This is a genomic window from Micromonospora rosaria, assembly GCF_001567585.1.
Classification (GTDB): domain Bacteria; phylum Actinomycetota; class Actinomycetes; order Mycobacteriales; family Micromonosporaceae; genus Micromonospora; species Micromonospora rosaria.
The window spans coordinates 1-20,557 of sequence record NZ_LRQV01000043.1; the positions used below are offsets into that span (position 1 = coordinate 1).

At 74.0% G+C, this 20,557-nt stretch carries 20 protein-coding genes; 17 read left to right on the forward strand and 3 right to left on the reverse strand.

Annotated elements, in window-relative coordinates:
- The 14 genes from infB to dapB all read left to right on the forward strand — a co-directional run.
- Positions 1-2,049 (forward strand): translation initiation factor IF-2 (infB, locus tag AWW66_RS13965; RefSeq protein WP_067365362.1); only part of this gene is annotated, 2,049 nt, incomplete at its 5' end.
- A gap of 85 nt (positions 2,050-2,134) precedes the next feature.
- Entirely contained in the window at positions 2,135-3,205 is a 1,071-nt protein-coding gene (locus AWW66_RS13970) for a TRM11 family SAM-dependent methyltransferase (RefSeq protein WP_067365365.1), read from the forward strand.
- Between the two features lie 33 nt (positions 3,206-3,238).
- Positions 3,239-3,532 (forward strand): DUF503 domain-containing protein, encoded by a 294-nt coding sequence (locus tag AWW66_RS13975; RefSeq protein ID WP_067365459.1) that lies wholly within the window; start codon positions 3,239-3,241, stop codon positions 3,530-3,532.
- A 176-nt stretch (positions 3,533-3,708) separates the two neighbouring features.
- Positions 3,709-4,209 carry a 30S ribosome-binding factor RbfA gene (rbfA, locus tag AWW66_RS13980; RefSeq protein ID WP_067365368.1) on the forward strand — a complete coding sequence of 167 codons (501 nt, stop codon included), beginning with the start codon at positions 3,709-3,711 and terminating at the stop codon, positions 4,207-4,209.
- A 17-nt stretch (positions 4,210-4,226) separates the two neighbouring features.
- Entirely contained in the window at positions 4,227-5,303 is a 1,077-nt protein-coding gene (locus tag AWW66_RS13985; protein ID WP_067365462.1) for a DHH family phosphoesterase, read from the forward strand.
- 23 nt (positions 5,304-5,326) lie between these two features.
- Entirely contained in the window at positions 5,327-5,734 is a 408-nt protein-coding gene (locus AWW66_RS13990; protein ID WP_067365371.1) for a hypothetical protein, read from the forward strand.
- Entirely contained in the window at positions 5,734-5,943 is a 210-nt protein-coding gene (locus AWW66_RS13995) for a DUF6186 family protein (protein WP_211271944.1), read from the forward strand. The genes AWW66_RS13990 and AWW66_RS13995 overlap by 1 nt, the downstream gene beginning before the upstream one ends.
- Positions 5,944-6,439: 496 nt before the next feature.
- Positions 6,440-7,756 carry an MATE family efflux transporter gene (locus AWW66_RS14000; protein WP_067365376.1) on the forward strand — a complete coding sequence of 439 codons (1,317 nt, stop codon included), beginning with the start codon at positions 6,440-6,442 and terminating at the stop codon, positions 7,754-7,756.
- 52 nt (positions 7,757-7,808) lie between these two features.
- Positions 7,809-8,693 carry a tRNA pseudouridine(55) synthase TruB gene (gene truB, locus AWW66_RS14005; protein WP_067365379.1) on the forward strand — a complete coding sequence of 295 codons (885 nt, stop codon included), beginning with the start codon at positions 7,809-7,811 and terminating at the stop codon, positions 8,691-8,693.
- 110 nt (positions 8,694-8,803) lie between these two features.
- Complete coding sequence (locus AWW66_RS14010; protein ID WP_067365382.1) at positions 8,804-9,730, forward strand: bifunctional riboflavin kinase/FAD synthetase; 927 nt, start codon at positions 8,804-8,806, stop codon at positions 9,728-9,730.
- A gap of 202 nt (positions 9,731-9,932) precedes the next feature.
- Entirely contained in the window at positions 9,933-10,202 is a 270-nt protein-coding gene (gene rpsO / locus AWW66_RS14015; RefSeq protein ID WP_067365384.1) for a 30S ribosomal protein S15, read from the forward strand.
- 234 nt (positions 10,203-10,436) lie between these two features.
- Positions 10,437-12,794 (forward strand): polyribonucleotide nucleotidyltransferase, encoded by a 2,358-nt coding sequence (locus AWW66_RS14020; protein ID WP_067365386.1) that lies wholly within the window; start codon positions 10,437-10,439, stop codon positions 12,792-12,794.
- Positions 12,795-12,889: 95 nt separating this feature from the next.
- On the forward strand, positions 12,890-14,248 hold the full coding sequence (locus AWW66_RS14025; RefSeq protein WP_067365388.1) for a M16 family metallopeptidase: 1,359 nt from the start codon (positions 12,890-12,892) through the stop codon (positions 14,246-14,248).
- 92 nt (positions 14,249-14,340) lie between these two features.
- Positions 14,341-15,111: a 4-hydroxy-tetrahydrodipicolinate reductase gene (gene dapB / locus AWW66_RS14030; protein WP_067365389.1), complete on the forward strand. Its 771-nt coding sequence runs from the start codon at positions 14,341-14,343 to the stop codon at positions 15,109-15,111.
- On the opposite strand, the gene AWW66_RS14035 is transcribed toward dapB, so the two are convergent.
- On the reverse strand, positions 15,080-16,090 hold the full coding sequence (locus AWW66_RS14035) for a sigma-70 family RNA polymerase sigma factor (RefSeq protein WP_067365464.1): 1,011 nt from the start codon (positions 16,088-16,090) through the stop codon (positions 15,080-15,082). The two genes, dapB and AWW66_RS14035, sit on opposite strands and share 32 nt — an antisense overlap.
- Positions 16,091-16,183: 93 nt before the next feature.
- Positions 16,184-16,762 (reverse strand): GNAT family N-acetyltransferase, encoded by a 579-nt coding sequence (locus tag AWW66_RS14040; RefSeq protein WP_067365392.1) that lies wholly within the window; start codon positions 16,760-16,762, stop codon positions 16,184-16,186.
- 29 nt (positions 16,763-16,791) lie between these two features.
- Here AWW66_RS14040 and AWW66_RS14045 point away from each other — a divergent pair, with 29 nt between their 5' ends.
- The gene (locus tag AWW66_RS14045; protein ID WP_083978480.1) at positions 16,792-18,162 is read left to right on the forward strand and encodes a glycosyltransferase family 87 protein; all 1,371 of its coding nucleotides are present in this window, start codon (positions 16,792-16,794) and stop codon (positions 18,160-18,162) included.
- On the opposite strand, the gene AWW66_RS14050 is transcribed toward AWW66_RS14045, so the two are convergent.
- A complete protein-coding gene (locus tag AWW66_RS14050) occupies positions 18,061-18,612 on the reverse strand; it encodes a GNAT family N-acetyltransferase (RefSeq protein ID WP_067365395.1) in 552 nt (183 codons plus the stop codon). The two genes, AWW66_RS14045 and AWW66_RS14050, sit on opposite strands and share 102 nt — an antisense overlap.
- A 79-nt stretch (positions 18,613-18,691) precedes the next feature.
- On the opposite strand from AWW66_RS14050, the gene AWW66_RS14055 reads away from it, so the two are divergent.
- Positions 18,692-19,921 (forward strand): winged helix-turn-helix domain-containing protein, encoded by a 1,230-nt coding sequence (locus AWW66_RS14055; RefSeq protein WP_067365398.1) that lies wholly within the window; start codon positions 18,692-18,694, stop codon positions 19,919-19,921.
- Entirely contained in the window at positions 19,918-20,541 is a 624-nt protein-coding gene (locus tag AWW66_RS14060; protein WP_067365401.1) for a DUF2752 domain-containing protein, read from the forward strand. The genes AWW66_RS14055 and AWW66_RS14060 overlap by 4 nt, the downstream gene beginning before the upstream one ends.
- Positions 20,542-20,557: the final 16 nt, after the last annotated feature.

Genomic DNA, 20,557 nt, shown 5'->3' on the forward strand with positions numbered 1-20,557 from the left:
GGCGGTTACCGTGGCGGCCCCGGTGGTGGCGGCGGTGCCGGCGCGGGCGGCGGGTTCCGGCCCGGTGCCCCGGCCGGTGGCGGCGGTCGTCCCGGTGGCGGCGGTCGCGGCCGTGGCGGCGGCACCGCGGGTGCCTTCGGGCGTCCGGGTGGTCGGCCGACCCGGGGTCGCAAGTCCAAGAAGCAGCGCAGACAGGAGTTCGACAACCTGTCGGCCCCGACCATGAGCTCGGGTGCCCCCCGGGGTCAGGGTCAGGTCGTCCGGCTCTCCCGTGGCGCCTCGCTGTCGGACTTCGCCGACAAGATCAACGCCAACCCGGGTTCGCTGGTCCAGGAGATGTTCAACCTGGGCGAGATGGTCACCGCGACCCAGTCCTGCTCCGACGACACCCTGCTGCTGCTGGGTGAGCACCTCGGTTTCGACGTGCAGATCGTCAGCCCGGAGGACGAGGACCGCGAGCTGCTCGCGCAGTTCAACATCGACCTCGACGCCGAGGTGGCCGAGGACCGCCTGGTCGACCGTCCGCCGGTCGTGACCGTCATGGGTCACGTCGACCACGGTAAGACCAAGCTGCTCGACGCCATCCGCAAGGCGAACGTGGTGGCCGGCGAGGCCGGTGGGATCACCCAGCACATCGGCGCGTACCAGGTCCACGTCCCGCACGAGGGCGAGGACCGGGCGATCACCTTCATCGACACCCCGGGTCACGAGGCGTTCACCGCCATGCGTGCCCGTGGTGCCCAGGTCACGGACATCGTGATCCTGGTGGTGGCCGCCGACGACGGCGTGATGCCGCAGACCATCGAGGCGCTCAACCACGCCAAGGCGGCCGAGGTGCCGATCGTGGTCGCGGTCAACAAGGTCGACAAGCCGGAGGCGAACCCCGACAAGGTCCGCCAGCAGCTCACCGAGTACGGGCTGGTCGCCGAGGAGTACGGCGGCGACACCATGTTCGTCAACGTGGCCGCGAAGCCGGGCATCGGCATCGAGGACCTCCTCGAGGCCGTCATCCTGACCGCCGACGCGTCGCTGGAGCTGACCGCTCCGATCGACGGGCCGGCACAGGGTGTGGCGATCGAGGCGCACCTCGACAAGGGCCGGGGTGCCGTCGCCACGGTGCTGGTGCAGAAGGGCACCCTGCGGGCGGGCGACTCGATCGTCGCCGGCGGGGCGCACGGCCGGGTCCGGGCGATGCTCGACGAGAACGGCCAGCAGGTCTCCGAGGCCGGTCCGGCCCGTCCGGTCCTGGTGCTCGGTCTGACCACCGTGCCGGGGGCGGGCGACACCTTCCTGGCCGCCGAGGACGACCGCACCGTTCGGCAGATCGCCGAGCAGCGGCAGGCACGGCGGCGGGCGGCGTCCTTCGCCAACTCCCGTGGCCGGGCCACGCTGGAGACGCTCATGGAGCAGCTCAAGGAGGGCGAGAAGACCTCGCTCAACCTGGTGCTCAAGGGCGACGTCTCCGGTTCGGTCGAGGCCCTCGAGGACGCGCTGTTCAACCTGGACATCCCCGAGGAGGTCCAGCTCCGGATCATCCACCGGGGCGTCGGCGCGATCACCGAGAGCGACGTCATGCTGGCGAGCGCCTCGTCCGAGGCGGTCACGATCATCGGCTTCAACGTGCGGGCCGCCAACAAGGTCCGCGAGATCGCCGACCGCGAGGGCGTGGAGATCCGGTACTACACCGTCATCTACCAGGCCATCGAGGAGATCGAGGCGGCGCTCAAGGGCCTGCTCAAGCCGGAGTACGAGGAGGTCGAGCTGGGCAGCGCGGAAATCCGCGACGTGTTCCGCTCGTCCAAGGTCGGCAACATCTCCGGTTGCATCGTCCGGTCCGGGATCATCCGCCGCAACGCCAAGGCGCGGTTGCTGCGGGACGGGGCGGTCGTGGCGGACAACCTCACGATCAGCTCCCTCAAGCGGTTCAAGGACGACGCGACGGAGGTCCGCGAGGGCTTCGAGTGTGGTCTGACCCTGGGTGGTTACAACAACGTCCAGGTCGGCGACGTCATCGAGACCTTCGAGATGCGGGAGAAGCCGCGCGCCTGAGCGCACGGTGAGCACGACCGGTGACGGCCGGGGCCCGGACGGGTCCCGGCCGTCACCGTCCGCGCCGCCTGGGACAATCTCCGGCGTGCCCAGGTACGCGCTGCTCCTCGCCCCCTCCACCAACCGTGTCTACGCCGACGCCGCCGGCCGGCTGGCCCGCGCCGAGCTGGAGATCTTCGCCGGCTCGGGGGTGCTCGACGCCGCCCCGACGCGGGTCGGCACGGACCGTATCGCCGGGGTGGAGTACCTGACCTTCGACGTGCCCGACCCGGGCCTGGGGGAGCGGGACCTGGCCTACCTGGCCAACCTGTCGGCGGCGTACGCGCTCTTCGAGCGGGTGGGAGAGGAGCGGGTGGCCGACGAGCTGCTGCGCCCGGTGTTCCTGCGGCCCCTGGCCCGGTACGACTCCGACCTGATCACCATTCCGAAGTACCCGGGCAAGACCAACGAGCAGTTCACCCGGCTGCTGCTCAACGCCACCCTGCTCGCCTCCGCCTCGGGTCCGGCGATGCTGGACCGCCGGCTGGTGGTGCTCGACCCCCTCTGCGGCCGGGGCACCACCCTCAACCAGGCCCTGATGTACGGCTACGACGGGATCGGGGTGGAGCACGACGGCAAGGACGTCGACTCCTACGCCGCCTTCCTGCGGGCCTGGCTCAAGCGCAAGCGGCTCAAGCACAGCACCGACATGACCTCGCTGCGCCGGGACCGCAAGCTGGTGGCCCGCCGCTTCGAGGCGGTGCTGGCCCCCTCCCGCGAGGCCCACCAGGCCGGGGACACCCAGAAGGTGACCCTGCTGCACACCGACACCCTCCGGGCCCGGGAGGCCCTGCGTCCCCGCTGCGCCGACCTCGTCGTGACCGACGCGCCGTACGGGGTGGCCCACGGCAGCCGCAGCGGGCAGGGGTTGTCCCGCAGCCCGCTGGACCTGCTCACCGCCGCCGTACCGGTCTGGCGGGAGCTGCTGCGGCCCGGTGGGGCCCTGGGGCTGTCCTGGAACACCCACGTGACCCCGCGCCGGGCCGCCGAGGCGGTGCTGACCGGGGCGGGGCTGCGGGTGGTGGACGGGCCGGGGTACCTCGGCCTGTCGCACCGGGTGGACCAGGCGATCGAGCGGGACGTGCTGGTGGCGGTCGCCCCGACCGAAACCGGGTGACCGCAGGGGGTATCCGGCGTACCGTTGCTCGCCGTGTATACCGGAACTGCCTGTTTCGACCTGTTGCTGCCCGGGGACTCCCGGTCCCTGAAGGCCAAGCGGTCCTACGTCCGGCCGATCGTCGCCGCGCTGCGGAAGTTCGAGGTCTCCGCCGCCGAGGTGGGGTCGCTGGAGCTGCACGGCCGGACCCAGATCGGGGTGGCCGTGGTCTCCGCCGAGGCGGCCCACGTGCGGGAGGTGCTCGATTCGTGCGAGCGGCTGGTGGCCGCCCGGCCGGAGGTCGAGCTGCTCTCGGTCCGCCGTCGCCTGCACGGGGCGGAGGAGTGACCCGACGGTCGGGCGGACCCCGGCGGCGGCCGATGTCACCGGGCGGTCGGGCACCGGCGGCGGCGCGCGGGCGGCGCGGTGACGCGGGTAGTGTTCGGGATGTCGGCGGTCGGGCCCGGCGGCGCGGGGCGCCGTCGTCTCCGACCGGTAGCAGGTAGGTCCTGGAGGTGGGGGAGATGACGGATCCGGCCCGGGTACGTCGGCACGCGGAGCGGGTGCGTGAACTGGTCGCGTCGGTGGTGCGCAGCCAGATCAAGGACCCCCGGCTCGGCATGATCACCATCACCGACGCCCGGATCACCGCCGACCTGCGGGACGCGACGGTCTTCTACACGGTGCTCGGTGACGCGGCGGCCCAGTCCGGCACCGCCGCCGCGCTGGAGAGCGCGAAGGGCATGCTGCGCAGCACCGTCGGCAAGGCGCTCGGGCTGCGCCACTCGCCGACCCTCACGTTCGTCCTCGACGACGTGCAGGACCAGGTCAAGCACATCGACGACCTGCTGGCCCAGGCACGCACCGCCGACGCCGAGGTGCAGCGGCTGGCCGCCGGGAAGACGTACGCGGGCGAGGCCCAGCCGTACCGGCTGGACGAGGACGACGAGGACGACGTCGACGGGGCCGACGAGCCCACCGGGTCCGCCGCCGAGGTGCCGCCGCCGGGCGGGGACCGGCGGTGACCGGACCCGCCGGCACGGTGCTGAGCGGTACGGGGTCCGACGCGGGTCCCACCGGGGCCGACTGGGCCGCCGCCGTCGACGCGGTGCGCCAGGTGCCCGCCGACGGCCGGGTGCTGCTGATCTGCCACGTCAACCCGGACGGGGACGCGCTGGGCAGCATGCTCGGGTTCGGGCTGGGGCTGCGCCGCCTCGGCGTACGCCGGTTGCAGGCGACCTTCCCCGGCCCGCCGGAGGTGCCGGAGCCCTTCCACGGCCTGCCCGGCCTGGACCTGCTGGTGCCGGCGACCGAGGCGTACCCCGATCCGGACCTGGTGGTCTGCTTCGACGCGGCGAGCGCGTCGCGCCTCGGCGACCTGGTCGACCGGCTGGACACGGCCGGGACCGCGCTGGTCCTCGACCACCACGCCTCGAACACCCGCTTCGGCGGCATCCACCTGGTGGATCCGGCGGCTGCGGCGACCTCGGTGGTGGTCGAGGGGTTGCTGGACCGGCTCGGGGTGCCGCTGGACGCCGGGATCGCCGAGTGCCTGTACGTCGCGCTGACCACGGACACCGGCTCGTTCCGCTTCGAGGCGACCACCCCGGCGGTGCACGAGATGGCGGCGCGGCTGCTGGCCACCGGCATCCGGCCGGGGGACATCTCCCGGCGGGTCTTCGACCACCGGCCGTTCGGCGCGGTCCGGCTCTTCGGCGAGGTGCTCGGCCGGGCGCGGCTGGAGCCGCCGGCGGCGGGCGGCCGGGGCCTGGTCTGGACCTACGCCACCCTGGACGACCTGGCCCGGCACGGGCAGCGGCCGTACGTGCTGGAGGCGTTGATCGACTCGGTGCGGTGCACCGCCGAGGCGGACGTGAGCTGCGTGGTCAAGCAGGTCGCCGCCGAGGAGTGGGCGGTCTCCCTGCGCAGCAAGGGCGCGGTGGACGTCAGCCGGGTCGCGGTCGCGCTCGGCGGCGGCGGGCACCGGTTCGCGGCGGGCTTCACCGGCCGGGGTACGGCCGACGAGGTGGTGGAGCGGATCCGGGGGCAGCTCGACGACGCCGTGATCGGCGGTGGAGATCAGCAAGAGCAGCGACGGGTGTCGGTCTTCCCGCGTTGAGTGACGGCAGGGAGAATTGGCCGATGGAGCAGCCGCACGATCTCGCCGTCGACGCGTCCCGGGTCTGGGACCGTCCGATCGTCACCGTGCCGGTGCTGATCTGCCTCTCGCTGGTGGGCGGTCAACTGCCCTCGTTCTCCACGGCGGCCAACCTCTACACGCTGGGTACCGGGAGCGCGCTGATCTGGCTCGGGCTCGGCAACCGGGCGGCCCGCCGGCCGGCCCCCCGCCGGTTGCCCTCCGGGGTGCTCTGGTGGCTGCTGCCGGTCGCCCTCTTCGCGGTGCTGGAGGCGGCGACCTTCCTGATGGCCGCCAAGGACGAGTTCCCGACCTTCTCCCGGCTCGCCGATCCGCTGCTGGAGGAGGAGTTGCTCCGGTCGGCGGCCTGGATGCTCTGGCTGGCCACCTTCTGGGGGCTGGTGCGGCGATGATGCGGACGATCGCGATCACCGGCTTCCTGCTCTCCCTGGTGCTCTTCGCGGTGGTCGAGTGGGCGGCCCGGCGGGAGGGCTCCCGGATTCCCTCCATCGGTGACGTCTGTGCCTACCTGATGCGGTACGAGGTGGGGCCGGTGCCGGTGGGGCGGATCGGGCTGCTCGGCTTCTGGTGGTGGGTCGGCTGGCACTTCCTGGCCCGTTGATCGTCAAGTCCTCCGCCCAGAGTGTGGGATCGCCGGGCAGCATGTGGACCTGAACGTTAACTTGGGAAACGGCCTGCGGCGCGCCGTGCGCAGGTCGTGGGCGGTGGCGTCGCATCAGGCGTCGCCTCCCTCCAGGGTCGCAACCGACCCGGGCGCACGCTGCCAGGCGCTGCTCCGGTGATCCCGGACCGCTGCCCGGCGCTCAGCTGAATCGCCCGCCGGCCGCCGGTGCGGTGGCCACACCCTGGAAGGGGACGTTCCATGCCGACCAAGCCCAAGCCCGACACCGCGACCACGGTCACCGACGAGGCCCGCGAGCAGGCCCGCCGCGCCCTGCAGACCTCGATGGACACCCGCCAGTAGTCTCACCCGCGTCACGTCGGTGCCCCGGGCGCCCACGGCGCCGGGGCACCCGCTCGTCGCCCCTGCCCGACCGGTGTGAGTAAGCGCCTGTAAGGGTTGTGGTGCTTACTGGGGGCGTGCCAGGATCTGGCCGATGAGCGAGTCCAGGGTTGTCGCCGCGTCGCCCCGCCGGATCGCCGCACTGGCCTTACCCGCCCTGGTCGTGCTCGCCGCCGAGCCGCTCTACGTCCTGGTCGACACGGCGGTGGTCGGGCACCTCGGCCGGGTGCCGCTGGCCGCCGTCGCCATCGGCGGCACGGTGATGACGCTGATCGCCTGGCTCGGCACGGTGGTGGCGTACGGCACCACCGGGCGGGCGGCCCGCCGCTTCGGGGCGGGGGACCGGGCGGCGGCGGTCGCCGAGGGCGTCCAGGCGTCCTGGCTGGCGCTCGGGGTGGGGTTGCTGGTGGCGCTCGCCATGCAGGTCGTCGGTGACCCGTTGGCGCGGAGCCTGGCCGGCGGCCCCGGTGAGGTGGCCGAGGCGGCCGGGCGGTGGCTGCGGATCGCGTCGCTGGGCGCCCCCGGCCTGCTGCTCGCCGCCGCCGGCAACGGCTGGTTGCGCGGCATCCAGGACACCCGCCGCCCGCTGCTGTTCGTGCTCGGGCCGAACCTGCTCTCCGCCGTGCTCTGCCCGCTGCTGGTCTACCCGCTCGGGCTGGGCCTGATCGGTTCGGCGGTGGCGAACGTGGTGGCGCAGACCATCGGCGGCGGCCTCTTCGCCGCCGCCCTGGTCGCCGAGCGGGTGCCGCTGCGCCCCCGGCCCCGGCTGATCCACCGGCAACTCGTGCTCAGCCGTGACCTGCTCATCCGGGGCGTGGCCTTCCAGGCCAGCTTCCTCTCCGCGACCGCGGTGGCGTCCCGGTTCGGGGCCGCCACGGTCGGCGCCCACCAGATCACCCTGCAACTGTGGTTCTTCACCGCGCTGCTGCTCGACGCGCTGGCCATCGCCGCCCAGGCCCTGGTCGGCGCGGCGCTGGGGGCGGGTGACGCCCCGGCGGCACGGGCCCTGGCCCGCCGCTTCGCGCTGCTCGGCCTCGGCTGCGGGGTGCTCTTCGCGCTGCTGGTCGTCGCCGGCTCCGGGGTGGTCCCGTCCTGGTTCAGCACCGACGCGCAGGTGCACGCGCAGGCCCGGCTGGCCTGGCCGTGGTTCGCCGTGATGCTGCCGCTGGCCGGGGTGGTGTTCGCCCTCGACGGGGTGCTGATCGGTGCCGGGGACGTCCGGTACCTGCGCAACCTGACCGTGGTGGCGGCGGTGGGCGGCTTCCTGCCGGCGATCTGGACGGCGTACGTCTGGGATCTCGGGCTGGGTGGGATCTGGGCCGGGTTGACCCTGTTCGTGGTGCTCCGGCTCGGCGGGCTGCTGCTGCGGCTGCGTTCCGGCGCCTGGGCGGTGGTGGGGGTGGTCCGCTGAGCCCCACCACCGGGTGGGGCGGGCCCGGGGGCTTCTGGCAGGCTTGGTGGTCGTGAGTACCGACGGTCTGATCGTGGTGGACAAGCCCGGCGGCATGACGTCGCACGACGTGGTGGCGCGCATCCGGCGACTGGCCCGGACCCGCCGGGTGGGGCACGGCGGGACGCTGGACCCGATGGCCACCGGTGTCCTGGTGATCGGGGTCGGCCGGGCCACCCGGCTGCTGACGTACGTGATCGGGGCGGGCAAGAGCTACACCGCCACGGTCCGGCTCGGCCAGAGCACCGTCACCGACGACGCCGAGGGCGAGGTGACCGCCAGCACGCCGGCCGACGCGGTGACCGACGAGGCGGTCCGCGCCGCGCTGGCCGACCTGACCGGCGAGATCGACCAGGTACCGAGCGCGGTCAGCGCCATCAAGATCAACGGCCAGCGGTCGTACCACCGCGTCCGGCAGGGCGAGAGCGTCGACCTGCCCGCCCGGCGGGTCACCGTGTCCCGGCTCGACCTGCTCGCCGTGCGTCGGGAGACACCGGGGGTGGTGGACGTCGACGTGGCGGTGACCTGCTCCTCCGGCACGTACGTGCGCGCGCTGGCCCGTGACGCCGGGCGGGCGCTGGCCGTCGGCGGCCACCTGACCGCGCTGCGCCGTACCGCGGTCGGCGGGTTCGCCCTCGACGAGGCCGCCACCCTCGACGAGCTGGAGCAGCGCGCCCCCGAGGTGGTCAACCTCCCGCTCCCGGCGGCGGCCGACCGGTTCTTCACGCGCCGGGACGCCACCGCCGACGAGGCGCGGATCCTCTCCCACGGCGGGCCGCTCGCCCCGGCCGGCATCGCCGGGCCGTACGCCGTCTTCGATCCGGCCGGTGGGGTGGTCGCTATCGTCAGCGAGCGGGACGGGCGGGCCCGCGCGGAGATCGTGCTCGCGCCGGCCTGACACCGGCCCGGGAGACCGGCGGGGGCGCCGGCTCGGGACGTGGGGCGGCGGGACGCGGTAGGAGCGGTAGGCGAGGCCGCCGGAGCGCCGGCGCGGAGAGGGACGGGATCATGCAGCGGTGGCGGGGGTACGACGCGACGCCGGGCGGCTGGGGGCGGTCGGTGGTGACCATCGGCGTCTTCGACGGTGTGCACCGGGGGCACCAGGCGACCATCGGGCACGCGGTGGCCCGCGCCCGGGAACTCGGCGTGCAGTCGGTGGTGGTGACGTTCGACCCGCACCCGGCCGAGGTGGTGCGCCCCGGGTCGCACCCGGCCGTGCTGACCGAGCCGGCCCGCAAGGCGGAACTGATCGAGGCCCTCGGCGTCGACGCGCTCTGCGTGGTGCCGTTCACCCCGGAGTTCTCCCGGCTCTCCGCCGAGGCGTTCGTGCACGACATCCTGGTCGCGAACCTGCACGCCACCCTGGTCGTGGTGGGTGCCAACTTCCGCTTCGGGCACCGCGCCGCCGGTGACGTGGCGCTGCTGGAACGTCTCGGCCGGACCTTCGGCTTCGGGGTGGAGGGCGGCCCGCTGGTCGCCGAGGGGGGCACGGTCTTCTCGTCCACGTACATCCGGTCCTGCATCGACGCCGGGGACATGGCCGCCGCCGCGGCGGCGCTGGGCCGCCCGCACCGGCTGGAGGGGGTGGTGGTCCGGGGCGACCAGCGCGGCCGGGAGCTGGGCTTCCCCACCGCCAACCTGCTCTGTCACGGGTACGCGGCGGTGCCGGCGGACGGGGTGTACGCCGCCCGGCTGGTCCGGCGCGGGCATCCCGACCTGGCCGCGGCCGTGTCGGTCGGCACCAACCCGACCTTCTCCGGCCGGGAGCGTCGGGTGGAGGCGTACGCGCTCGACTTCTCCGGTGACCTCTACGGCGAGCGGGTGGCCCTGGACTTCGTCGCCCGGCTGCGCGGTCAGGTGCGGTACGACGCGGTCGAGCCGCTGCTGGCGCAGATGGGCGAGGACGTGACGCAGGTCCGCGAGCTTCTCCTCTGACATCCCGGCGGACCTTCACCGGGCGGTTCGACGGTGAGCTGGTACTCTGGCGGGGACGTCGGCTGACCGACGATGGGCCTCGCGTGCCTGCACGACGCCGCGGGTGCGAGGTTCAGTCCGTCCGGTGTTCCCGCTCAACCGGGGCGACGGACTTCACGTGGCGAACCCGACTCACGTGACGAACCCAGAGAACAGGGAGAAAATGGCGCTCGACCAGGAGAGCAAGGCCAAGATCCGGGCGGAGTACGCGACCGCCGAGGGTGACACCGGTTCGCCCGAGGTGCAGGTGGCTGTCCTCACCAAGCGGATCGCCGAGCTGACCGAGCACCTGAAGGTGCACAAGCACGACCACCACAGCCGCCGTGGGCTGCTGCTGCTGGTGGGCCGGCGTCGCCGGCTGCTCAACTACGTCCAGAAGAAGGACATCAACCGCTACCGGTCGCTCATCGAGCGACTCGGCCTGCGCCGGTGACGTGACGGGGGAGCGGCCGACCGGCCGCTCCCCCGTGCGGCGTCACCACCGAAGAACCGGGCCACGCGACCAACCCGAGAAGGGGAGCCGCTCAGCGCACCGGTCTCCGGTAGTGGCCTCCGGGCGGCCCGGCTCGACAGCCGGCCCGTCCGGGCGCTTCGATCGAAGACCGGCCGTCTGAACCAGCTCCTCACGCGTCGCGGGGCCCCCGATGCGAAGGAGTAAGTCCAGAACATGACCGAGACCAACCTCGGCACCGAACACCGCACCGCCGTGATCGACAACGGGTCCTTCGGCACCCGTGAGGTCACCTTCTCCACCGGTCGGCTGGCCCGCCAGGCCGCCGGCTCCGTCATCGCCCAGCTCGGCGAGACGGTCGTGCTCTCCGCCACCACCGCCGGCAAGCAGCCGAAGGAGCAGTTCGACTTCTTCCCGCTGACCGTGGACGTGGAGGAGCGGATGTACGCCGCGGGCCGGATCCCCGGCTCGTTCTTCCGCCGCGAGGGCCGGCCCAGCGAGGACGCGATCCTCACCTGCCGGCTGATCGACCGGCCGCTGCGCCCGTCGTTCGTCAAGGGCCTGCGCAACGAGGTCCAGGTCGTCGAGACCGTCCTCGCGCTCGACCCGCAGCACCCGTACGACGTGGTGGCGATCAACGCCGCCTCGATGTCGACCAAGCTCTCCGGCCTGCCGTTCTCCGGCCCGATCGGGGCGACCCGGATGGCGCACGTGGACGGCCAGTGGGTCGCCTTCCCGACCCACGAGGAGCTGGCCCGGGCCACCTTCGACATGGTGGTCGCCGGTCGTGCCCTGCCGGACGGCGACGTCGCGATCATGATGGTCGAGGCCGAGGCCACCGAGCACACCGTGGCGCTGGTCGCCGGCGGCGCGCCCGCCCCGACCGAGGAGGTCGTGGCCAGCGGCCTGGAGGCCGCCAAGCCGGCCATCCGCGAGCTGTGCCGCGCGCAGAGCGAGCTGGCCGAGGTGGCCGCCAAGCCGGTCGCCGAGTTCCCGGTCTTCCTGGAGTACTCCGACGACGCCTACGACGCGGTGGCCGAGCTGGTCCGCGCCGAGGTCGCCGAGGCGCTGAAGATCGCCGGCAAGGCCGACCGTGAGGAGGCCCTGGACCGGGTCAAGGCCCGCGTCGGCGAGGAGCTGGCCCCGCGTTTCGAGGGCCGGGAGAAGGAGCTGTCGGCGGCGTTCCGGTCGCTGACCAAGTCCGAGGTCCGTAACCGGGTACTGCGCGAGCAGGTCCGCATCGACGGCCGGGGCCCGCGGGACATCCGCCCGCTGACCGCCGAGGTCGGCGTGCTGCCCCGGGTGCACGGCTCGGCGCTGTTCGAGCGCGGCGAGACCCAGATCCTGGGCGTCACCACGCTGAACATGCTGCGCATGGAGCAGTCGCTGGACACCCTCTCCCCGGAGAAGTCCAAGCGCTACATGCACAACTACAACTTCCCGCCGTACTCCACCGGTGAGACCGGTCGGGTCGGCTCGCCGAAGCGGCGGGAGATCGGCCACGGCGCGCTCGCCGAGCGGGCGCTGATCCCGGTGCTGCCGTCGCGGGAGGAGTTCCCGTACGCGATCCGGCAGGTCTCCGAGGCGCTCGGCTCGAACGGCTCCACCTCGATGGGGTCGGTCTGCGCCTCCACCCTGGGTCTGCTCTCGGCGGGTGTGCCGCTGAAGGCCCCGGTCGCCGGCATCGCCATGGGCCTGATCTCCGACGAGGTCGAGGGCAAGACCGAGTACGTGACGCTGACCGACATCCTCGGCGCCGAGGACGCCTTCGGCGACATGGACTTCAAGGTCGCCGGCACCCGGGACTTCGTCACCGCGCTCCAGCTCGACACCAAGCTCGACGGCATCCCGTCGGACGTGCTGGCCGCCGCGCTCCAGCAGGCGCACGAGGCCCGGCAGACCATCCTCGACGTGATGCAGGCGGCGATCGAGGCCCCGGCCACCATGTCGGACTACGCGCCGCGGGTCACCACGGTGAAGATCCCGGTCGACAAGATCGGCATGGTGATCGGCCCGAAGGGCCAGACCATCAACGCCATCCAGGACGAGACCGGCGCCGAGATCTCCATCGAGGACGACGGCACGATCTACGTCGGCGCGACCAACGGCCCGTCGGCGCAGGCGGCGGTGGAGCGGATCAACGCGATCGCCAACCCGACGCTGCCGAAGCTCGGGGACAAGTTCCTCGGCACGGTGGTCAAGACGGCCGCGTTCGGCGCGTTCGTCTCGCTGCTGCCGGGCCGCGACGGCCTGCTGCACATCTCCAAGGTGGGCGACGGCAAGCGGGTCGAGAAGGTCGAGGACTTCCTCAACGTCGGCGACAAGGTCGAGGTGGAGATCGCCGACATCGACCAGCGCGGCAAGATCTACCTGGACAAGGTCCGCCCGGAGGGCGCCGAGGCGCCGGCCGCCGGTGAGGCCCCCGGTGGCGAGCGTCCGGCCAGCCGGGACCGGGGCGACCGGGCCCCGCGCGACCGGGGTGACCGCGACCGGGGCGGGCGTGGCCCGGAGCGGGGCGAGGGTGGCGAGGGCGGCGGCGAGTCGCGCCCGCGTCGCCGGACCCGGCACAGCTAGTACCACCGACCGGCCGGGTGGGCGCCACAGGCGTCCACCCGGCCGGTTTCGTGACATCGCACCCCCACCCCTCGTCGACCCGAGAGCAGGTTTCCGTGAGTCGGGCCCCGCGTTCGTCCTCTCCTGCGGATCGCCGGGAGGTGACCCCCCGGGCGGCCACCCGGACGCTCAGCGAGGACCCGTTGGGCGGTACGGTCCGCCGTACCGTGCTGCCCAGCGGGCTGCGGGTGCTCACCGAGGCGATCCCGACCACGCGCAGCGTGTCGTTCGGCGTCTGGGTGGCGGTCGGCTCCCGCGACGAGACCGGCACGCAGTCGGGTGCCGCGCACTTCCTGGAGCACCTGCTCTTCAAGGGCACCCACAAGCGGACCGCCCTGGACATCTCGGCGCAGATCGAGGCGGTGGGGGGCGAGACGAACGCCTTCACCACCAAGGAGTACACCTGCTACTACGCCCGGGTGCTGGATGAGGACCTGCCACTGGCCATCGACGTCATGTGCGACCTGGTCGCCGACTCGGTGCTGGCCGCCGCCGACGTGGAGACCGAGCGCGGCGTCATCCTCGAAGAGATCGCCATGCACGACGACGAGCCGGGTGACGAGGTGCACGACCTCTTCGTCCGGGCGGTCTACGGCGACCACCCGCTCGGCCGGCTGATTTCCGGCACCGAGGAGACGGTCACCCCGATGACCCGCCGGCAGATCCACCACTTCTACCGTCGCCGGTACACCCCGCCGCAGATCGTCGTCGCCGCCGCCGGCAACCTGGACCACGCCGCCGTGCTCCGGCTGGTCCGCCAGGCGCTGCGGGGCACCCCGCTGGACACCGAGCGCGCCGCGCCCGCACCGCCCCGGCCGCGCACCCCCGGGGTACGCACCCGGCCGGCCGCCACCGTGGTCGAGCCGAAGGAGACCGAGCAGGCGCACGTCATCCTGGGCTGCCCCGGCATCGACCGCCTCGACGAGCGCCGGTTCGCCCTCGGGGTGCTCAACAACGTGCTCGGCGGCGGGATGTCCAGCCGGCTGTTCCAGGAGATCCGGGAACGGCGCGGCCTGGCCTACTCGGTCTACTCGTACGCCAGCCAGTACGCCGACAGCGGCCTCTTCGCCGTCTACGCCGGCTGCGCCCCCGGCAAGCTCGACGAGGTGCTCACGTTGACCCGGGCGGAGCTGGGCCGGGTCGCCGCCGACGGGCTCACCGAGGCCGAGGTGGCCCGGGGCAAGGGCATGAGCAAGGGCTCGTTCGTGCTCGGGCTGGAGGACACCGGCTCCCGGATGAGCCGGCTGGCCAAGGGGGAACTGCTCTACGGCACCCTGATGCCGGTCGACGAGCTGCTGGCCCGGGTCGACGCGGTGACCGTGGACGAGGTGAACGCCCTCGCCGCCGAACTGCTCGCCCGGCCGATGTCGCTGGCCGTGGTCGGCCCGTTCGGCGCGGACGACTTCACCGGCTGACCCGGCTGACTCCTCGTGGCCCGGTGACCCGGCGCGTGGGACCGGGCGGTCCTGACGGTGCCCGACGCCCGGGTTGGGATAGGTTGTGGCCCGTGACTGACGAGCAGGTGAAGGGCCCGGACGCGATCCGGGTCGGTGTGCTGGGTGCCCGGGGCCGGATGGGTGTCGAGGTGTGCAAAGCGGTCGACGCGGCCGACGACCTCGATCTCGTGGTCGAGGTCGACCAGGGGGACGACTTCGCCGCCGTCGCCGACTCCGGTGCCCGGGTGGTCGTCGACTTCACCACCCCGGACGTCGTCATGGACAACCTGCGCTGGTGCGTCGACCGGGGGATCAGCGTCGTCGTCGGCACCAGCGGCTTCACCGCGCAGCGGCTGGAGCAGGTCCGGGGCTGGCTGGCCGACCGCCCCGGCGTGGGCGTGGTGATCGCCCCCAACTTCGGCCTCGGCGCGGTGCTGATGATGCAGTTCGCCGCGAAGGCCGCCCGGTACTTCGAGTCCGTCGAGATCATCGAGCAGCACCACCCGCGCAAGCTCGACGCCCCCAGCGGCACCGCCACCCACACCGCCCGGCTGATCGGTCAGGCCCGCGCCGAGGCCGGGCTCGCCCCGCCGCCGGACGCCACCACCGACGAGCTGCCCGGCGCCCGGGGCGCCCAGGTCGACGGGGTACGGGTGCACGCGGTCCGCTCCCTCGGGCTGGTCGCCCACCAGGAGGTGCTCTTCGGCACCCTCGGCGAGACGCTGACCATCCGGCACGACTCGTACGACCGGGTCTCGTTCATGCCGGGGGTGCTGCTGGCCGTCCGCGCGGTCGTCGACCGTCCCGGCCTCACCGTCGGCCTGGACGCCCTGCTCGACTGAGCCGGCCCGGGGCCGCGCGGGAGAGGCGGGCCGGCAGGCCGAACCGGCCGGGCAGCCGGGGATCGAGGAAGTAGTGGATCCCGGCGACCGTCCCGCCGGCGAGCGCCAGCACCTGGACGGAGAACGGCCTCCACCCGCCGGCCGGGTCGGGACGGTACTGCGCGAAGGCCGGGGCGCCGTTGGCCGCCACCGGGACCAGCCGGGACCCGGCGCAGCCGGCCCCCGGCCCACGCATCCAGGCGGCGATGTCGGCCCGCCCGCGCAGCCACATCCGGTACGGCGGTATGGTGTGCACCGCGTCCTCCCGCAGCAGCGCCACCAGCGCGTCGATGTCGTACCGCTCGAAGCTGCGGACGTACCGGTCGAGCAGGTCGTGGTGGGCGGGGTCCAGGTCGGCCGGGGGCGCCATCGGGCCGCCGGCGCCGACCCCGGTGCGGCGGGTGGTGGCGCGGGCCCGTTGCAGGGCGCTGGTCACCGCCGGCACGGAGGTGCCCAGCAGGTCGGCGACCTCCTCGGCGGTCCAGCGCAGCACGTCGCGGAGGATGAGCACGGCCCGCTGCCGGGGCGGCAGGAGCTGCAGGGCGGTGAGGAACGCCAGCCGGACCGACTCCCGTGCCACGGCCGCCTCGGCGGGGTCGGCCGCGTCGGCGAGCACCGACCCGTCCGGGGCCGGCGACACCCACCGCCCGGGCACCGGCTCGCCCATCGCCGCCGCGACCGGCGCCGAGGGGTCGCCGACGTCCATCGGCAGGGCCCGCCGCCCGTTGCCGCGCAGCAGGTCCACGCAGACGTTGTGGGCGATCCGGTACAGCCAGGTCCGAGGGCTGGACCGGCCGTCGAAGGAGTCGCCGTGCCGCCAGGCCCGCAGCAGGGTCTCCTGCACCGCGTCCTCGGCGTCGAAGACCGAGCCGAGCATGCGGTAGCAGTACCCGGTCAGCTCCCGCCGGTGCCCGGCCAGCCCCGCCGCCCAGGGCTCCACCTCGCCCACCCCCCGGTGTCGTCTCCGTCCGTCCGGGCCACCGTAGGCCAGGGGGGTGACAGAACGACGGGCCCCGCGCCGGGCGGGGCCGCCTCACGCCGGCTCGGCCGCCGGGGGCACCGTCACGTGCAGCCGGACCTGGGGCACGAGCATGTCGTCGACGTCCAGCGCGCGGGCCGCCCCGTCCAGCTCCCAGCCCGCGCTGGTGAGGAACTTCCGGGTCGGCTCGTCGCCGTCGAAGGCCCAGGCCACCGCGCGGTCGAGGCCGTCGGCCCGCCACCCGTCGACCATCGCCGCGAGCAGCCGGCTGCCGTGCCCCCGCCGCCCCCAGCGGGGCTCGACCAGCAGGTCGGTCACGGCCGCGACGCCGTCGCCGAGCCCCTCGGCCGGCTCGTTCGGGGCCAGCGCCTCGGCGTCGGCCGGGCCGGAGGCGGCAAACCCCACCAGATAGGATTGCTCGGCCTGTTCGACGGCGACCAGCACCCGGTGCGCGTCGGAGGGCGGCTGGAGCACCGCCGCGCTCCACCGCCGGGCGAGATACTCCTCGTCCAGGTTGTCCAGCACGTGCCGGGGCAGGATCCGGCGGTACGCGACCCGCCAGGTCGCGAGCTGGATGCGTGCGATCTCACCGGCGTCGTCACCACGCGCCGGGCGGACGTACCCGAGAGCCATGGCACGTGAGCCTACGCAGGGCGAGGAGGGTGACGGTGGCGCAGGGTCCCGGTCAGGCGCGGGCGGGGCGGTCCGGCCGGACGGTCGGGCAGGTGCTCGCGGTGCTGCTCCTGGCCGTCGTGGTGGCCTGGTTCCTCTCCGTGGCCGCCGTCCGGCACGGCTTCTTCGACCTCAACGTGTACTACGGGGCGCTCACCTTCTGGGTGCACGACGGCGGCGAGATCTACGACTTCCTCAAGCCCGGCACCCAGTACGGCTTCACCTACCCGCCGTTCGCCGCGCTGGTCATGCTCCCGATGGCGTACCTGTCGTGGCACGCGGCGATCGTGGTCAGCGTCACCGCCAGCGTGGCGGTCAGCGCGGTGGTGATCTGGTGGCTGCTCGACCCGGTCGCCCGCCGCAGCGGCTGGACCCGCTGGTTCACCCTCGCCGTGGCGCTCTGCCTGGCGGCGGCCTTCGAGCCGATGCGGGAGACGGTCAACTTCGGCCAGGTCAACATGCTGCTGCTCTTCCTGGTCGCGGTGGACCTGCTGCGCCTGCTGCCGGCCGGCAGCCGCTGGGCGGGGGTGGGCATCGGCCTAGCCACCGCGATCAAGCTGACCCCCGGGATCTTCCTCGTCCACCTGCTGGTCACCCGGCAGCGGCGGGCCGCGTTGACCGCGACCGGCACCGCCGCCGGCACCACGCTGCTCGCCGCCGCGCTCTTCCCGAACGCCTCCCGGGAGTTCTGGACCAGCGCGCTGTGGAACACCGGCCGGGTGGGGGAGCTGGCGTTCGTCTCCAACCAGTCGCTGCGCGGGGTGGTGGCCCGGCTCTCCCCGGACCACCCGAGCACCCTGGCCTGGGTGGCCCTGGTGCTGGTCACCCTGGCGGTCTGGGCGTGGCGCATCCGGGCCGCCGCGGCGGCCGGCGACCACGCCACCGGGTTCGCCCTGACCGGCGTGGTGATGTGCCTGGTCAGCCCGGTGACCTGGGTGCACCACCTGGTCTGGCTGCTGCCCGGGTTGATCCTGCTGGTCGACAACGGCATGGCCGCGCCCGCCCGCAGCCCCCGGCGCCGCCTGCTGCTGGTCGCCGCCGCCCTCGGGTACCTCCTGCTGATCAGCCGGATCGTCTGGGCCTGGGAGGGGGACTCCGGCGGCCTGGACGGCTTCCTGGGCAGTAACACCTACGTCTGGATCAGCCTGGCCCTGCTGGTGTTCCTGCCGATCCGGCGTGGCGGCGTCCCGGCCGGTGACGCCCCGACCGGCCCGCCGCCGTCCGCCGGGTCGGCCGGCCCGCCCCCGGCCGGGCCCGGGTCAGCCGCCGACCGCTCCGGCGTAACGCAGCTCGACCAGCCCGACCGGGGTACGCCCACCGGCCAGCGGCACCGGGTAGGTGGCGCGCTCCCCGTCGGGTGACAACCCGGCCCGCGCGCAGAACCGGCGGGCCCGCTGGTTGGCCGCCAGCACCCAGAGCCGGTACTCGGTCCAGCCCCGGTCGGCCAGCCCGGCCCGCGCCGCCGCGAGCAGCGTGCCGGCCGTACCGTCGCCCCAGCGGGCCGGCTCGACGAAGAGCGAGACCACCTCGCCGTACGCCGGGTCCAGGTCGTCCCGGTCCTGGTTGTTGCGGTACGGGCCGAACGAGGTGAAGCCGACCACCCGGCCACCCGCCTCGGCGAGGAGTGTGGTGAACGGGTGCTCCGGCGCGGCGGTGCCGAGGTCCCGCCGCCGCTGGGCCCAGGCGGCGACGTTGAGCCGGGCCAGCACCTCCTCGGGCATGATCCCGGCGTACCCGGACCGCCAGCCGTGCACGTGCACCCGGGCGACCGCCTCGGCGTCGTCGGGCCCCTCACGGCGGATCGTCACCATGGCACCGTTGTATGCCCCGGTACGCCCCGAGTCCAGGTTCCCCGTGTCGTGTCGTACCCGTGTCTTAGGGTTCCTGGCGATGGCCGTACCGGAAACGCTCTCCCTCGCCCAGGCCCGCCGGGTGGCGCTCGCCGCCCAGGGCTTCGCCGACCCGGCGCCCACCGCCGTGCCCACCCGCCGGCACCTGCGCCGGGTGCTCGACCGGGTCGGGCTGATCCAGATGGACTCGGTCAACGTCCTGCAACGGGCGCACTACCTGCCGCTGTACAGCCGCCTCGGGGCCTACCCGACCGTGCTGCTGGACGCCGCCGCCTACCGCCGCCCCCGGGAGCTGTTCGAGTACTGGGGGCACGAGGCCTCCCTGGTGCCGGTGGCGCTGCACCCGGCGCTGCGCTGGCGGATGGCGCGGGCACATGACGAGGCCTGGGGCGGGATGCGGCGCATCGCCCAGGAGCAGCCCGGACTGGTCGCCTGGGTCCGCGACGAGGTGGCCGCGCGGGGCCCGCTCACCGCCGCCGAGATCGAGCACGACGCGCCCCGGGAGACCGGCAACTGGGGCTGGAACTGGTCGGCGGTCAAGCGCGCCCTGGAGTACCTGTTCTGGGCCGGGGAGGTCACCGCCGCCGAGCGCACCACCTCCTTCGCCCGCCGGTACGACCTGCCCGAGCGGGTGCTGCCGGCGACGGTGCTGGCCGCGCCCACCCCGACCGACGCGGACGCCCACCGGGCCCTGGTCGCGATCGCCGCCCGCAGCCTCGGCGTGGCCGCCGAGCCGGAGCTGCGTGACTACTTCCGGCTGCCGCTGGCCGGTGCCCGGCGGGCGGTCGCCGAGCTGGTCGAGGCGGGCGAGTTGACGCCGGTGCGGGTGCCCGGCTGGCGGCACCAGGCGTATCTGCACACCCAGGCCCGGCTGCCCCGCTGGGTGCGGGGGAACACCCTGGTCAGCCCCTTCGACCCGCTGATCTGGGAGCGGGGGCGCACGGAACGCCTCTTCGGCCTCACCTACCGGATCGAGATCTACGTCCCGGCGGCGCAGCGGGTGCACGGCTACTACGTCCTGCCGTTCCTCCAGGGTGAGCGGTTCACCGCCCGGGTCGACCTCAAGGCCGACCGTAAGGCCCGGGTGCTGCTAATGCCGGCCGCCTGGATCGAGCCCGGCGCGGACCCGGGCGAGACGGCCGTCGCGCTGGCGGCCGAGCTGCGCCGGCTCGCCGGGTGGCTGGGCCTCGACACGGTGGCCCCGCCCGCCGCCGGTGACCTCGCCGGTCCGCTGGCCGCCGCGTTGGCGAGCCGCTCCGGTGTACCGTGAGCGGCGTGACGAGCGTTGACGGAGCCACCGCCCAGCCCGGCCCCGCGAGCACCCCCACCGAGCCGTCCGGCCCCGCCGAGGCCGGTCCTGCCGCAGCCGGCGCGTCGGTGCCGGTGCCGCCGTACCCGGGTGCTCCGCCCGTCCCGCCCGTGCCGCCGCACCTGGTCGCCGAGCCGGACCGGCTGACCCGCTTCGTGACCCGGCTCTACGCGCGCTCGCCGCGCTGGGTGGTGCCGCTGGCGGCGGTCGGCTGTGTCGCCGCCGGCATCGGCTACACGCTGCTCAGCGACCCGACCCGGTCCGCCCCCGACGCGGTCCCGTCCTGCCTGCTCAAGCTGACCACCGGGCTGGACTGTCCCGGCTGCGGCGGCACCCGCGCGCTCTGGTACGTGCTGCACGCCGACATCCCCGCCGCCGCCCGCCACCACTTCCTCTTCGTCTTCGCCCTGCCCTTCCTGGCGTACCTCTTCGTCGCCTGGGCCGGCCGGGAGGCGTTCGGCTGGCGCCTGCCCGAGCTGCGGATCAGCCCGAAGATGATCGGTGGCTTCCTCGGCGTCTGGCTGGCCTTCTCCGTCGCCCGCAACCTGCCCTGGGCCCCGTTCACCAGCCTCTACGTCTGACCGACCGGGCGGGGCC